This is a genomic window from Achromobacter xylosoxidans (assembly GCF_001457475.1).
Taxonomy (GTDB): domain Bacteria; phylum Pseudomonadota; class Gammaproteobacteria; order Burkholderiales; family Burkholderiaceae_B; genus Achromobacter; species Achromobacter xylosoxidans.
This window is the reverse complement of sequence record NZ_LN831029.1, coordinates 633,442-647,802: the sequence shown is the minus strand read 5'-3', so window position 1 is coordinate 647,802 and position 14,361 is coordinate 633,442. Positions and strand designations below refer to the sequence as shown.

The 14,361-nt window shown below is 68.1% G+C and carries 13 protein-coding genes; 3 read left to right on the top strand and 10 right to left on the bottom strand.

The genetic code is table 11. The annotated features are described in order from the left end of the window. Nucleotide 1: 1 nt before the first annotated feature. A complete protein-coding gene (gene hemL, locus AT699_RS03005) occupies nucleotides 2-1,279 on the top strand; it encodes a glutamate-1-semialdehyde 2,1-aminomutase (protein WP_006388572.1) in 1,278 nt (425 codons plus the stop codon). Nucleotides 1,280-1,379: 100 nt separating this feature from the next. On the opposite strand, the gene AT699_RS03000 is transcribed toward hemL, so the two are convergent. Next, nucleotides 1,380-2,123, bottom strand: a complete 744-nt coding sequence (locus tag AT699_RS03000) for a lytic transglycosylase domain-containing protein (protein WP_024067663.1) — start codon at nucleotides 2,121-2,123, stop codon at nucleotides 1,380-1,382. Nucleotides 2,124-2,428: 305 nt separating this feature from the next. Between AT699_RS03000 and AT699_RS02995 the strand changes: the two genes are divergently transcribed. Continuing rightward, nucleotides 2,429-4,156, top strand: coding sequence for a DUF342 domain-containing protein (locus AT699_RS02995; protein WP_024067662.1), 1,728 nt, complete (start codon nucleotides 2,429-2,431; stop codon nucleotides 4,154-4,156). Nucleotides 4,157-4,286: 130 nt separating this feature from the next. Here AT699_RS02995 and AT699_RS02990 read toward each other — a convergent pair whose 3' ends face one another. From AT699_RS02990 to AT699_RS02965, 6 genes are read right to left on the bottom strand one after another with little or no spacing between them, the layout of a single operon-like run. After that, a complete protein-coding gene (locus AT699_RS02990; protein WP_006388569.1) occupies nucleotides 4,287-5,093 on the bottom strand; it encodes a glucose 1-dehydrogenase in 807 nt (268 codons plus the stop codon). 14 nt (nucleotides 5,094-5,107) lie between these two features. After that, nucleotides 5,108-5,719: a cysteine hydrolase family protein gene (locus AT699_RS02985; RefSeq protein ID WP_006388568.1), complete on the bottom strand. Its 612-nt coding sequence runs from the start codon at nucleotides 5,717-5,719 to the stop codon at nucleotides 5,108-5,110. Continuing rightward, a complete protein-coding gene (locus AT699_RS02980; protein ID WP_024067661.1) occupies nucleotides 5,716-6,249 on the bottom strand; it encodes an aromatic-ring-hydroxylating dioxygenase subunit beta in 534 nt (177 codons plus the stop codon). Before AT699_RS02980 ends, AT699_RS02985 begins: the two co-directional genes overlap by 4 nt. Then, nucleotides 6,240-7,583 (bottom strand): aromatic ring-hydroxylating dioxygenase subunit alpha, encoded by a 1,344-nt coding sequence (locus AT699_RS02975; RefSeq protein WP_024067660.1) that lies wholly within the window; start codon nucleotides 7,581-7,583, stop codon nucleotides 6,240-6,242. Before AT699_RS02975 ends, AT699_RS02980 begins: the two co-directional genes overlap by 10 nt. Before the next feature lie 9 nt (nucleotides 7,584-7,592). Beyond that, a complete protein-coding gene (locus tag AT699_RS02970) occupies nucleotides 7,593-8,837 on the bottom strand; it encodes a dienelactone hydrolase family protein (protein ID WP_024067659.1) in 1,245 nt (414 codons plus the stop codon). A 41-nt stretch (nucleotides 8,838-8,878) separates the two neighbouring features. Next, nucleotides 8,879-10,066 (bottom strand): ABC transporter substrate-binding protein, encoded by a 1,188-nt coding sequence (locus AT699_RS02965; protein ID WP_024067658.1) that lies wholly within the window; start codon nucleotides 10,064-10,066, stop codon nucleotides 8,879-8,881. Nucleotides 10,067-10,328: 262 nt separating this feature from the next. Between AT699_RS02965 and AT699_RS02960 the strand changes: the two genes are divergently transcribed. Further along, nucleotides 10,329-11,315 carry an AraC family transcriptional regulator gene (locus AT699_RS02960; RefSeq protein WP_024067657.1) on the top strand — a complete coding sequence of 329 codons (987 nt, stop codon included), beginning with the start codon at nucleotides 10,329-10,331 and terminating at the stop codon, nucleotides 11,313-11,315. 471 nt (nucleotides 11,316-11,786) lie between these two features. On the opposite strand, the gene AT699_RS02955 is transcribed toward AT699_RS02960, so the two are convergent. The 3 genes from AT699_RS02955 to AT699_RS02945 are packed head-to-tail and all read right to left on the bottom strand — an operon-like array spanning nucleotide 11,787 to nucleotide 14,330. Then, the gene (locus AT699_RS02955) at nucleotides 11,787-12,191 is read right to left on the bottom strand and encodes a RidA family protein (protein ID WP_024067656.1); all 405 of its coding nucleotides are present in this window, start codon (nucleotides 12,189-12,191) and stop codon (nucleotides 11,787-11,789) included. A gap of 52 nt (nucleotides 12,192-12,243) precedes the next feature. Then, nucleotides 12,244-12,669: an acyl-CoA thioesterase gene (locus tag AT699_RS02950; RefSeq protein WP_020925303.1), complete on the bottom strand. Its 426-nt coding sequence runs from the start codon at nucleotides 12,667-12,669 to the stop codon at nucleotides 12,244-12,246. Between the two features lie 20 nt (nucleotides 12,670-12,689). After that, nucleotides 12,690-14,330, bottom strand: coding sequence for an AMP-binding protein (locus AT699_RS02945; protein WP_024067655.1), 1,641 nt, complete (start codon nucleotides 14,328-14,330; stop codon nucleotides 12,690-12,692). Nucleotides 14,331-14,361: the final 31 nt, after the last annotated feature.

The following is a 14,361-nucleotide window of genomic DNA, read 5'->3' as shown; positions in this document are numbered from 1 at the left end:
CATGTCCCGTAACGCTCAGCTTTTCGAACGCGCCAGCCGCAGCATCCCCGGCGGCGTCAACTCGCCCGTGCGCGCCTTCCGCTCCGTGGGCGGCACGCCGCGCTTCATCAAGCGCGCGCAAGGCCCGTACGTGTGGGACGCGGAAGACAAGCAGTACATCGACTACGTCGGCTCGTGGGGCCCGGCCATCCTGGGCCATTCGCATCCGGACGTGGTGCGCGCGGTGCAGGAAGCGGCCGTCAATGGCCTGTCGTTCGGCGCCCCCACCGAGGCCGAGATCGAGCTGGCCGAGGTGCTGATCGCGCGCCTGCCGTCGCTGGAACAGGTGCGCCTGGTCAGCTCCGGCACCGAGGCCACCATGACGGCCATCCGCCTGGCGCGCGGCGCCACCGGCCGCAACAAGATCGTCAAATTCGAAGGCTGCTACCACGGCCACTCCGACAGCCTGCTGGTCAAGGCCGGCTCGGGCCTGCTGACCTTCGGCAACCCCAGCTCGGCGGGCGTGCCGCCCGAGTTCGTCTCGCACACGCTGACCCTGGAATACAACAACCTCGAAGCGGTGCGCGAGGCCTTCGCCCAGCACGGCGCCGACATCGCCTGCATCATCGTCGAGCCGATCGCCGGCAACATGAACCTGATCAAGCCGGCCGCCGGCTTCCTGGAAGGGCTGCGCGAGGTCTGCACGCAGCACGGCGCGCTGCTGATCTTCGACGAAGTCATGACCGGTTTCCGCGTCGGCCCGCAGGGCGTGCAGGGCCTGTCGGGCGTCAAGCCCGACCTGACCACGCTGGCCAAGGTGATCGGCGGCGGCATGCCGGTGGGCGCCTTCGGCGGCAGCGCCGAGATCATGAAACACATCGCGCCGCTGGGCGGCGTCTACCAGGCGGGCACGCTGTCGGGCAACCCGGTGGCCGTGGCCGCCGGCCTGGCCACGCTGCGCCTGATCGCCGCGCCCGGCTTCTACGACAAGCTGGCGGCGCAGACCGCCAAGCTGGCCCAGGGACTGCAGGAACGCGCCCGCGCCGCCGGCCTGGCTTTTTCGGCCGATTCGGTCGGCGGCATGTTCGGCATCTACTTCAGCGACAAGGTGCCGGCCACGTTCGCCGAGGTCTCGGCCTGCGATACGGCGCGCTTCAACCGCTTTTTCCACGCCATGCTGGACCACGGCGTGCATTTCGCGCCGTCGGCGTTCGAGGCCGGCTTCGTCTCGGCCACCCACGACGACGCCGTCATCCAGGCCACCCTGGATATCGCCGAGAAGGTCTTCGCGACGGTCTGAGCGCGGCGCGAAGCGCGCCGGCGGGTCCCGGCCTGCCGAACGCGCTGCAACACGCCCTGGCGGCCCTGGAAGGGCTTGCGGGGCGTTTTTGTATCCAGCCCTAGGGTGTCTTGTATTGCTGGTACAGCGCCGTGACGTTGCGCACGTACTGCTGGGTCTCGGCATAGGGCGGCACCGCGTCGTACTTGCGCACCGCGCCCTCGCCCGCGTTGTAGGCCGCCAGCGCCAGGTCCAGGCGGTTGGGATACTGGTCGATCAGGCGCCGCAGCAGGCTTGAACCCGCCTTCACGTTGGTGGCCGGATCCACCAGCGCCCGCTCGATGTCGTCCGACACCAGCAGGGTCGCCGCCGTCGCCGGCATCAGTTGCATCAGGCCCAGCGCCCCCTTGGGCGAGCGCGCATCGCTGCGGAACCCGGATTCCACCGCGATGACGGCGGTCAGCAAAGCCCGGTCCACGCCTGAATCCCTGGCTGCCTGCGCGATCAATTCGTCATGCGCGGTGGACGGCGGCGCCGCCCGCCAACGGGCGGCGCGATCGCCCAGGGTCAGCAGGCTCGCGCCGTCACCCGCACGCGGTTCGCAGTCCAGGCAGACTTTGAGGCGGGAGCCGCGCGGCGCGGTGCGGACCTGGGCGCGCTTGTAATACTTGGCATAGCCATTGGGCACCTTCATGGCGCGCCAGACGCCGAACGGATCTTTGTAACGATAAATTTCTGCGGCGCTGGCGCCGCCGGCGGGCGCCAGCGCCGCCACCCCGGCCACCAGGGCCGCGATCACCAGGCCGGCCACGCGCCCACGACAGCGGCGCGGCCTGGCCGACGGGAAGGAAAAGGGGGATGACATGGCATCGAGGCTCCGGCGGCGTCCGGGGACGCGGGATCGAACGCCTATGCTGAGCCGCTGCGCGCGCTTTGTCGCTCCTGCCTATGGACTAGGACGCGCTGGCGTTGCGGTTCGAGCGCGCCCCGCCCCCCCAGCGACTCGGGCGGCAATCCGTCTGAAATAAGGGCCGGACCTACATCTTTTTATGCCCTCCAGCCCCCTTCTACTGCGCAGTAGCCCCGGATTCATGGGTTAACATGTCGCAATATTTCGTTTAATTACTAAATGAATGGAACCCGGCGCAGACCGCCGGGCGGGAGGCGGAGATGGGCGCAGACAACACGCTCCAGCTGGTGCTGGATGCCACTACCAACGTCCTGACGGCGATCTACACGCCGCCATCCGCCCCGGAGGGCGCCAACGCGCCCCCGGCCGCGCCGTCCGAAGGCGAATCGGCCGAAGCCTCGGACACCGTCATCGCCGCTCCGCTGGCCGCCACCCTGCCCAGCTGGGATACCCTGGCCGCCCTGGCCACTGCCCAGGGCTGGTCGACGGAGGCGCTGGACAACCACGCCGTCATCGCCTTCATCGACCTGTGCCGCCACGCCGCCGAACCGGTCCAGGTGCCGGTGGGCAAGCTGATCGACGGTTCGTTCGACCTGGAAGTGGACGCGACCTGCATGTCCGCCCTGGTCACGCTGCATCCGCCCAAGGGCGGCAAGCCGGTGGCCCTGGCCGTGCTGCGCCAGGCCATCGCCGACCAGGGCATCGTCCACGGCGTGCTGGAAAAGGAACTGGCCGAAGCCGTCGAGCGCGGCGGCGCGCAGACCGTGCTGATCGCGCAAGGCACGCCGCCCACGCGCGGCACCCCGACCCGCTTCGAGAGCCTGCTGGACCGCCTGAAGCCGCGCGCGCAGGAAATCGACGAACTGGCCCAGATCGACTACCGCGACCTCGGCAGCCTGTTGCTGGTGACCCCGGGCATGCCGCTGATGCGCCGCATTCCGCCGCTGCCCGGCATCGACGGCTGCAACGTGCTGGGCCAGCCGGTGCTGCCGGATGAACTGCCCGACACGCCGTTCAATGCCGAGATGTCCGGCGTCGAGATCGATCCGGAAGACCCCAACCTGCTGCGCGCCGCCATCGCCGGCTCGCCCAAGCTGATCCACCAGGGCGCGCAGGTCAATCCGGTGGTCGAGGTCGACGCGGTCGACCTGTCCACCGGCAACATCAACTTCCAGGGTTCGCTGCAGGTGCGCGGCGACATCAGCGCCACCATGGAAGTGCGGGTGACCGGCGACGTGGTCGTCAACGGCACCATGGAGGCCGCGCTGGTCGAGGCCGGCGGCAACGTCACGGTCAAAGGCGGCATCATCGGCATGGCCGAGGCCGTGGCGGACGGCGCCGGTGGCGGAGCCGCCAACACCGCCGCGCGCACTGCCCACATCGTCTGTGGCGGCGAAGTGCGGGCCCGCTTCATCACCAACGCCATCATCAGCGCCGGCCAGAACGTGGAAGTGGAACGCGAGATCCGCCAGAGCAGCATCGCCGCCGGCGGCAGCGTCAACGTCGGCCCGCCCAATACCCAGCAGACCGCCATCACCGGCGGCCAGACCCGCGCCCTGCAATCGGTGCGCGCCGGCACCATCGGTTCGCCGGCGGGCGTGCCCACGCTGGTGCAGGCCGGCCTGGATCCGCATGCCGACATCAAGCGTTCGGCGCTGACGCGCAAGCGCCTGAAGATGAACGAGGAAAAGGCCAAGCTCGAACAGCTGCTGCTGTTCCTGCACGCCAACCCCGGGCGCGCCGCCGGCGACGTGGTCGAGCGCGCCCGCAACACCCACACCAAGCTGGGCCGCGACCTGATCGAACTGGACGAGGAAGAAGCCCAGCTGATCCGCGACCTGCAGCCGCTGCATACGGCCACCATCATCGCCGCGCGGCGCTTTTGCGGCGGCACCAAGATCCAGGTGGGCAACCGCATGCAGGAATTCCTGGAAGACCAGGTGGGAGGCAAGGCCGCCCTGGAAGAAGGCGAGATCGTCATCCGCTGACGCGCGCCCCGCGGCCTGGCCGGCCCCCGGCATCACGCCCCGGCGCCCCCCGGCCCGCGCCGGGATCGCGGCGCGATGCCGGCCATGCCCGCGCGGTCCGATCCCGCGTCCCTCCGGCCGGCAGCCCGCCTCAGGGCGCCAACTGCTTGAACCAGGCGCGCGGCGAAATGCCGCGGTCCGGCCCCAGGATCGAGAAACCGCCGTCCACCGGGATATCCACGCCCGTCATCCACGAGGCCGCGTCGGAGCAGGCGAAACACACCGCCGCCGCGATCTCCTCGCCCGAGCCGACCCGGCCCAGCGGATGGAAGTGCGCGCCGACCGCGTCGGCGGCTTCGCGCGAGCCGCCGGCCAGTTGTTCGACCGACGGAGACCAGGTCCAGGCCGGCGACACCGCCAGCACGCGGATGCCGGCCGGCGCCAGTTCCACGGCGAAGTTCTTGGTGATCTGCAGCAAGGCCGCCTTGGAGGCCGGATACAGCGCGCGCCCGGCCGCGCCGAACTTGCCGCCGGTGCTGCCCAGGTTGACCACCACGCCGCCGCGCGGCAGCAGCGGCGCCGCCATCTGCGTGAAGATGGCGGCCGACACCAGGTTGGTGTCGAGCGTGGCGTGCCATTCCTCGCGGCTGGAGGCCAGCCCGCGATCGTTGTACTGGCAGGCGTTGTTCACCAGGATGTCGACGCGGCCGAAGCGCGCCAGCGCGGCATTCAGGCAGTGGCGGATCTGGTCGTCCTGGCCGATGTCGGTCTCGTGGAACAACGCGCGGTCGCCCAGGGCGGCGGCCAACGCCTGCCCCGCCTGCGCGTTGCGCCCCACCAGCACCACGTTGGCGCCGGCCGCCGCCAGCCCGCGCGCGATGTCCGCGCCCAGGCCCTGCGTGCTGCCGGTGACGATGGCGGTCTTGCCGGCCAGGCCGGGAAAGCCGGAAAAATCCATGATGTGTCCTTCGTTCAGTGCGCGGTGGCCGCCCAGCGCACCGCCTGCGCCACCGAGCCGGTCTGCGCGATCAGGCGCATGCTGGCCAGCGAAGCGTCATGCACCGCCGGATCGGCCGAGGCGCAGGCGTCTTCGGCCACCATGACATTGAAACCGATATCCGCCGCATGCCGCACGGTGCCCTCGACCACCGAGTGGGTGGCCACGCCCGCCACCACCAGCCGGCGCGCGCCCAGCAGCCGCAGCGTCTCTTCCAGCGGCGTGCCGTAGAAGGCGCTGATGCGGGTGTGCTTGACCACGAACTCGCGCGGGCTGCCGGCCAGCGGTTGCAGGCCGTCGTAGAAGGCGCTGCCCCATTGCCCCTCGGCCACGGCGCCGATGCTGGCGACGTTGCGGAAGATGTCGCAGTTGGGCAGCAGGTCGGCATAGTCGGGCCTGAAGGCGATGCGCACGTGCACGATCGGCAGGCCATGGCTACGGGCGCCGTCGAGCAGGTCGGCGGCGCCACGCAGCAGGCGCTGGCGCACCGCGCCATCGGCGTCCAGCCCGACGCGGATCTTGCCTTCGGGATGCAGCACGTCGTTCTGGTAGTGCAGCGCCAGCACCGCGGCGTCGATCGCGCTCACACGAACACCTCGAACACGTCGTGCGCGTCGTCGCAGTTCACCAGGTCAACGCGCTTCATGCGGATGCGCCAGCTGTCGCCGTCGGCGGCCAGCTTATGGGTGTAGCGTCCCGCCAGCTGGCGCGGCTGGCGCTTGCGCCATTCGGTCATCTGGAATGCCGAGTGCACCACCAGGTTGCCGCCGGCGTCCACGCCCTCGACCTGCACCGCGCCCACCAGCCGCGCGCTGCGCGTGGGCGGCTGCTGCGACCAGTTGCGCGGGTGTTGCAGCCGGCGGATGCGCACGTCGCGCAGCATGCGGTCTTCCCAGAACAGCGAGATGTGGTCGTAGGGGCTGGACTGGCCCGGTTCGCGCGGCATCCAGTACATGCCGTCGTCAGTCCACAGCGACTGCCAGTCGTCGTAGCGGCGCTCGTCTAGCAGCCGCGCCTCGCGGTACAGGAACTGGGCGATGCGGTGATAGGCCTCGGCCGGCACGTCGGCCGGCGCCAGGTTGGCGGTGGATACGTCGAATTCCAGGTCTAGCAGCATGCGCCTTCTCCTTGGCCGTGTGCGGGCGCCACGGGACCGGCCTCCATGTAGTTTTTCCAGGCGCGGAACTGGTTGCGCATCGGCAGCTCGCTGGTGCCGTTGACCGACACCATGCCGTCGGCGTCGCTGCGGTCGGTGCCATGGTAGCGGTGCATGCTGACCCACTCGCCGCCACGGGTGGCGTTGCCTTCCTGGCAGCGGTTGTAGAGCTCGATGTCGTCCGGCATGACGTTGGACGACGGCGAATTGATGACGTTGGCGTACAGCATGGCGCGTTTGAACACGCCGTCCGGCGCGCCCTTGCAGCGGAACGTCTGGATCTCGATCAGGGTGCGGTCGACAGCGATCGGCCGGATCACGCGGAACTGCTGGAACACCGTGTGCGGCGAGCCGCTGCCGTAGATGACGGTGTTGTGGCGGTTCATGCCGAGGATCTCGCGGGCGCGGTCTGCGCCGTAGGCCGCGGTCAGCGCCTCGAAATGGGCGCGCGACACCGGGTCGCGTTCGGCCGCGCCCGGGTTGAAGATGCCTTCCATGTAGCCGTGGCCGTTGTCGTAGGCGCGCAGCTCCAGCTTTTCCCAGAACTCGTAGGGCTCGCCGTTGCCGTCCATGATGTGCAGCTCGAACGGCATCTCGCCGATCTCCTTGGCTTCGTCGCGGGCGGCGGCGAAGGACGATTCGTGCGTCACGCGGGCGTGCATGGTGTCGTGCAGGTTCTCGTAGAACACCTTCCAGTTCGAGCGCTGCATCACACGGAAGATGCCGCCGGCCACTTCCACTTCGCCCACCGGCGAGCGGTCGCACAGGTTGTCGATCGACGAGCGCACGCCGCCCAGGAATTCCGCCAGGCCCTGGCCGTCGCGCGCCTGGCTGGCGAAGACGAAGCCGCGATAGCTTTCCACGCGCGGCAGGCGGCGCATGGAGAAGCCGGGGTCGGTGGGATCGTAGGCGGTGCCTTCCAGCCCCTGCTTGAGCGGCACGCCGAGATGGCTGCCATCGAGCTTGAAGGTCCAGGCGTGGTACGGGCAGCGGAAGAACTTGCCGACGCAGCCGTCGCCGTCGGCCACCACCTTGGCGCCCTTGTGCGGGCAGCGGTTGTACAGGACGTGCACGCGGCCGTCGCTGGCGCGCACCATCAGCACGTCCTGGTCGCCCAGGCGCGTGGTGTGATAGTCGCCCGTCTTGGGCACCTGGCTTTCGTGGCCGACGTAGACCCAGGCGCGGCCGTAGATGCGCTGCATCTCCAGTTCGAAGATCGCCGGGTCGGTGTACAGGGCGCGGTGCACGCTGTCGCCGCGCACCATCTCGCCCAATTGTTGATCGCTATACGGCATGGCGGTCTCCTACTTGTTCTCGCTGTCTTTCCAGCGCGCCATCAGGGTGTTGGAAGGCAGGGTCTCGTCCAGCAGCTTCTGCGCGGTCTCGCGGCCGGCCACCGGCAGGCCCTTGGGATCGAGCACGCCAATCTGCACCAGCACGCTGGCCTGGTCCCAGTAGATGTGTTCGTGGCAGAGCTTGTCGCCGCGGAACTTGACGATGGCCACCAGCGGGATCTCGACGTACTTGCCGGTGGGCGCGACGCCGGGCAGCAGCCAGTCTATCTCGGTGGTGTGAGTGAAGCAGAACAGCAGTTCGTCGACGATCTGCGTCGCGCCCACGGTGCGCGACAACGGCACCAGTCTGGTGTCGGGCGGATTGCTGTTGACGAAGTGGTGCTGATAGAAGCGCGACAGTTCGCGGTAGCCCACGCCGCCGGTCATGGTGGGGATGTGGTTGACGTACGGCTCGGCCACCATGGTGGCCATGGTCGCGGCCACGTCACGGGTGCCGAACTCGTATTCGCAGTGCTTGTCCCACAGATACGAATAATCGAACTGCGGCCCGATCACGCGTTGCAGCGCGGCCATGCTGCGCTGGTGCGCCATCAGCGCCGACGGCTTGTCATAGTGCGCGCCGCCGGTGCGGGCGAAGGCGTGGTCCATGCCGGGGTATACATACAGCTCGACGTTGGCCTTGCCGCCCAGCGCCTCCAGGATGCGCTGGCGCGCCGGCGGCGGACAGAAGCCGTCCTTTTCGGCGATGTGCAGCACCAGCCGGCCGCGCAGGTTGGCGGCTTCTTCCAGGCTGTCCTCGATGCCCACGCCGTAGTAGCCGATGGCCACGTCGGCATCGGTGCGGCAGGCGGCCAGGTAGGCCAGCTTGCCGCCCAGGCAATAGCCCAGCACGCCGGCGCCGCCCTGCTGCTCGGGCAGGACGCGCAGCGCCGCCAGGGTCGCGGCGATGTCCTTGACGCCCAGCTCGACGTCGAAACGCTGATACAGCTCGAAGGCGCGCGGCATGTCGGCCGGGCCGTCGGTCAGCTGGATGCCGGGCTGCTGGCGCCAGAACAGGTCCGGCGCCAGCACCACGTAGCCCTCCTCGGCCAGCGACTGCGCGGTGCGGCGCATGAAGTCGTTGATGCCGAATATCTCCTGGCACAGCACCAGCCCGGGTCCGTGGCCCGAGGCCGGCACGGCCAGGTAGGCGCTGAATGATTTGCCGTCGTGCGAGGCGATGGACACCTCGCGCGTCGTGATGGTTGCGGTCATGCGTCTCTCCTTGATGCGTGCTGATGCGTGCGTCGCCTGCCTTACTTCATCTGGCAGGCGGCGGCGAACGGGTCGTGATACTGCGTCAGCACCGTGCCCGACAGCTTGTTGGCCAGCTTGCCGTCCGCGCCCTTGACGATGGTGCGCAGGTAGTAGTTCTGGATCGGGTACTGATTGCGATTGAACTTGAATTCGCCGCGCACCGACTTGAAATCAGCGCGGCGCAGGGCCGGGCGCAGCGCATCGGCGCCCAGCTTGCCGCCGGTCTGCCTGACCGCGCTGTCCAGCAGCATGGCGGCGTCGTAGCCTTGCGAGGCGTACAGCGTGGGGATGCGGTTGTAGGTTTTCCTGAAGTCCTCGACGAACTTGCGGTTGGCCGGGTTGTCCAGGTCGGCCGCCCATTGCGACGAGTTATGCAGGCCTTCGATCGGCGCGCCCACCGCCGCGATCGTATCCTCGTCGCCCGAGAAGCCCGGCGCCAGCAGCACGATCTCCTTGCCCAGGCCGGCGCCGTTGAACTGCTTGATGAAATTCACGCCCATGCCGCCCGGCAGGAAGAAGAACACCGCGTCGGGCTTGCTGGCGCGCAGCCGCGTGATCTCGACGCCGTAGTCGAGCTGGCCCAGCTGGGTATAGATCTCTTCCGACAGACCGCCCTTGTACAGGCGCTTGAAGCCATTGAGCGACTCTCGCCCGCCCGGATAATCCGGCGCGATCAGCGCCACCCGCTTGAAACCCTGGTCGGCGGCGTACTTGCCCATCGCCGCCGGGATGTCCTCGTTCTGCCAGGCCACCGCGAAGAAATTCGGATTGCAACCCGCGCCGGCATAGTTCTCGGGCCCGGTGTTGGTGCTGAGGTAGATCGTGCCCGACTGCAGGATGGCCGGCATCACCGGCAGCAGCACATTGGAAAACACGATCCCCGTCATGACGTCGACCTTGTCGCGCTTGAGCAGGCGCTCGACCGCCTGGCGCCCGGCATCGGCCTTCTGCTGGTCATCGGCCACTACCACCTCGGCCGGCAGGCCGCCCAGCTTGCCGCCGGTATGCTGCAGCGCAAGATTGAAGCCGTCGCGGATCTCATTGCCCAGCGCCGCGCCCGGTCCAGACAGCGTGGTCAGCAGGCCGACCTTGATCTTGTCCGCCGCCGACGCGCCGCCGGCCGCCGTCATACAGCCCACCGCGACCAGCGCCGCCAGCGCGCGCCGGCGCCATAGTTTTCCGTTCATGAGCCACCCCGCAGGTATCCGCCGGCGCCGCCGGCGCAATGCTGACAGAATCCGTCTGCCGTCGGTACACCCAGCCACCGATGAAAACTGCCAGCTTACGCGCCACGGCGCCGCCTTCCAACAACCCCCAGCTTAGGACGGCCGGGCGCGCGGCTCTATCCGAATCGGCGCACGCATATCCGGGATTCACTTAATTCCAAACGCTTGACGATTGCATTACGCTCGACGGCGATACGGGAGCGTTCCCGTCCCGGAGGCATCCATGCACGGCTGGTCCCGCATCGAGCTGGCGCCATTGCTCAAACGACGCGTCTTCAGTTCCACCCAGCCCGCCGAAACGCGCGAACGCGTCTCCGAAGCGCTCAAGGAACACCGCCTGACCTGGAAAGGCGGCCGCGTCGACGCCGAACTGAACCGCGCCCGCTTCGGCGCCCTGAGCGTCTGTACGTTGCGCTACGGCGCCGAAGTCCACATCGAACCCGACCGCCTGCAGGACTTCATGCTGGTGCAGGTGCCGCTGCGCGGCCGCGCCCGCATCGAATGCGGCACCGACTGCGTCGACGCCCACCCCGACTGCGCCGCCGTCATCGCCCCCAACCGCGCCCTGAAACTGCACTGGGAAGCCGGCTGCGAGCAACTGCTGCTGAAGATCCCGCGCGGCAAGCTCGAAGCCATCGGCCACCGCATCTTCGGCGACGCCGCCGCCCGCCCCCTGGACTTCAGCCCCTCGCTACGCCTGGACACCCCCGTCGGCGCCGCCTGGCGCAGCATGATGACCAGCCTGATCCACCTGCTGCCCACCCTGGACGACGGCGCCCCAAGGCCCCCCGCCGCCTGGCTCGAACACCTGGAAGACACGCTCGTCCTGCACCTGCTCTACAACCAGCCCAACACCTGGCAACGCCACGCCGGCCTGGCCCCCGCCCTGCCCCGCCGCATCACCCAGGCCGAAGCCTACATGCGCGCCCACCTGGCCGCCCCCCTGACCCTGACAGACATCGCCCGCGGCGCCGGCGCCAGCCCCAGCGCCCTCACCCGCCTGTTCCAGCAACACCGCGAGACCACCCCCATGCAGGCGCTACGCGTCCTGCGCCTGGACGCCGCCCGCGAAAAACTGCAACAAGGCGCCTGCGAAAGCGTGACCGAGGTGGCGGTATCCGTAGGCATCAGCCACCTGGGCCGCTTCTCCGAGTACTACCGCGACCGCTTCGGCGAACTCCCCCGCGAAACTTTCCAAGCCGGCAAATAGCCAGCCACCTGGCGCCATGCGCCAACCCCGCAGCCAAGGGCACAGAATCACTAACGTAGTTGAATCACTACATATGTGATAAATCACCCCGCAAGCGCGCAGCGTCATCCGCCCCCGCAAGACACCACGTAAGCTTCAAAAGGCCGCCCGCGCGGCCGCCTTGAAGCGGGCCCCGCAAATCGCTCTGAACAAGAATTACCGCCGCTAAGATCGCCAAGAAACGCGTCCTCCCCGGCATCCGCCATTAATTCTTATCGTGAGCGGGTGACGGGGCAGGCGGGGGATGGCGGGGCGTGTAGATGCGCCCGACGGAATCTGAAGGAACAGCCGAAGGCTGTGACGAAGATGAGGAAGGGGCAGTCCGGAGCGAAGGCTCCGGACCGCAATCGTAGCCCCGCCATCCCCCGCCTGCCCCGTCACCCGCGGCTAAAGAACCCAACCCAGCGCATCACACGCCAGGCCGGCCCATACTCAAGCCGGCACAACAGCCGTAACTTCAATCTCCACCTTGGCCCGATCCTCCACCAGATCCGCCACCTCCACCGCCGTCATCGCCGGGAAATGCCTCCCGATCAATTCACGATAGTGCTTCCCGATCTCCGGATAAGCCGCCACATACGCATCCTTGTCCGTCACATACCACGTCATCCGAACGATATGCTCCGGCCTGGCCCCGCCCTCGGCGAGAATCGCCACGATGTTCGCCAACGTCTGCCGCACCTGATCGGCCAGTTCATCCGACTCGAACTGCTGCTGCCCGTTCCAGCCCACCTGCCCGCCCACGAACACCAGCTTGCTCCCCACCGTCATCTCGGTCAGGATCCCATTCGAATAGCCCCGCGGCGCCATCCAATCCGGCGGTTGCAGAATCTTCATAACGTCTCATCCTATTTTCAAAAAACAAACACCAGGGCGGCCCCCGCCGAACTCACTCGGCGGCAACCAGATAATCCTGCATGCGCTCGCGCAGATCCGCCGGCAACGGCATCGACTTCATCGTGCGCAGATCCACCGTCACGATCGTCAACGTCGCCGACAGCCGCAACTGCCCGTCCGGCCCCTCGAAGCGCACCAACGCCTTGAACGACGCGCCGCCGATGCGCTGCACCTGCAGCGTCTGCCGCAGCTTCTCGTGCCAGCGGCTCGGCGCGCTGAAATCGCACGTCACCGACGCCATCGGCGTGCCGATATGGCGCTCCACGTGCAGCGCGTGGAATGGCAAGCCCATGCCCTTGTCGAACCACTCCTCGACAAAGTCATTGATCATCTCGAAATAGCGCGGGTAGAAAACGATGCCCGCCGGATCGCAATGACGGAAGCGGACTTCAACCTGGCTGACGAACGGAGCTGCCATGGAATTTCCTTGATGCGGAATCAGGCCATCTTGCGCAGCGCGAAACGCTGCAGCTTGCCCGTCTCGGTGCGCGGCAGCGCGGAGACGAACTCGATGGCACGGGGATACTTGTAGGGCGCGATGTTGGCCTTGACGAACTGCTGCAGCGCCGCCACCAGCGCCTCGCTCGGCTCGAAGCCGGGCTTGAGCACCACGAACGCCTTGACCAGCTGGCCGCGCTCGTCGTCGGGCGCGCCCACCACGCCGCATTCGGCCACCGCCTCGTGGCGCAGCAGCGCGTCCTCGACCTCCGGCCCGGCGATGTTGTAGCCGGCCGAGACAATCATGTCGTCGTTGCGCGCCTGGTAGAACAGATAGCCGTCATCGTCCTGCACGAACGTATCGCCCGGCAGGTTCCAACCCTTCTGCACGAAACGCCGCTGGCGCTCGTCGGCCAGGTAGCGGCAGCCGGTCGGCCCCTTGATCGCCAGGCGGCCCGCCGTGCCATTGGGCACCGGGTTCATGTCGTCGTCCACGATCTGCGCGATGTAACCGGGCACCACGCGGCCGATGGCGCCGCGGCGCACCGACTCCGGCGGGCTGGACACGAACACGTGGATCATCTCGGTGCCGCCGATGCCGTCGATCATCTCGATGCCGCTGGCCTCCTTCCACAACTGGCGCGTCGCGTCGGGCAGGGCCTCGCCGGCCGACACGCTCTTCTTGAGCGAGGACAGGTCGAACTTGCCCACCAGCGCCGCCATCTGGCGGTAGAAAGTCGGAGCGGTGAAGACGATGGTGGCGCGAAAGTCCTGGATCAGCTGCAGCAGGCTTTCCGGCGTCAGGCGCTCGGCCAGCACGGTGCTGGCGCCGACCCGCAGCGGAAAGCACAGCAGGCCACCCAGGCCGAAGGTGAACGCCAGCGGCGGCGTGCCGCAGAAAATGTCATCCGGACCCGGCTTGATGACATGCTTGGGAAACAGGTCGCACATCGCCAGCACATCGCGATGGAAATGCATGCAGCCCTTGGGCGCGCCGGTGGTGCCGCTGGTGAAGGCGATCAGGCAGACGTCATCGGCGGCGGTATCGCAGGCCGTGAAATCATCCGGCTTGGCCGCTGCCAGCGTGTCCAGCGCCTCGGGCGCCGTGTCGTTGAAATACACGATCTGCGCCAGCCCCGGACAATGATGTTCGTGGTCCGGCTGAGCGCAGAACTGCGCCTCGTCCTTCAGGCGCACGTCGCACAGCACCGCCTGGATCTGCGCCTTGTCGATGATCTGCTTGAGCTCCTTGGCGCGCAGCAGCGGCATGGTCGGCACCGTCACCAGGCCCGCCTTGATGGCGGCCAGCCACGAAGCGGCCATCATCGGATTGTTGGGGCCGCGCAGCAGCAGGCGGTTGCCCGGCACCAGCTTCATGTCCTCGACCAGCACGCGGGCAATGCGGTTGGTCAGCGCGGCCAGCTCGCGGTAGGTCATGGTGGCCGGCTTGCCGTCCTGCGCCCAGCGCAGCGCGACGCGCTCGCCGTGGCCACGGTCGACCATGGCGTCCACCAGCTCAACCGCGCAATTGAAGCGCTTGGGATAGGCCACGTCGGGGCCGTCCAGCAGGAACTCGGGCCATTGTTCGCCCGGGGGCAGATTGTCCCGGGCGAAAGTGTCGATGTGGGCGGATACTTCCATGAAATTCCCCTTGCTGATGCGGTGTAGTTGA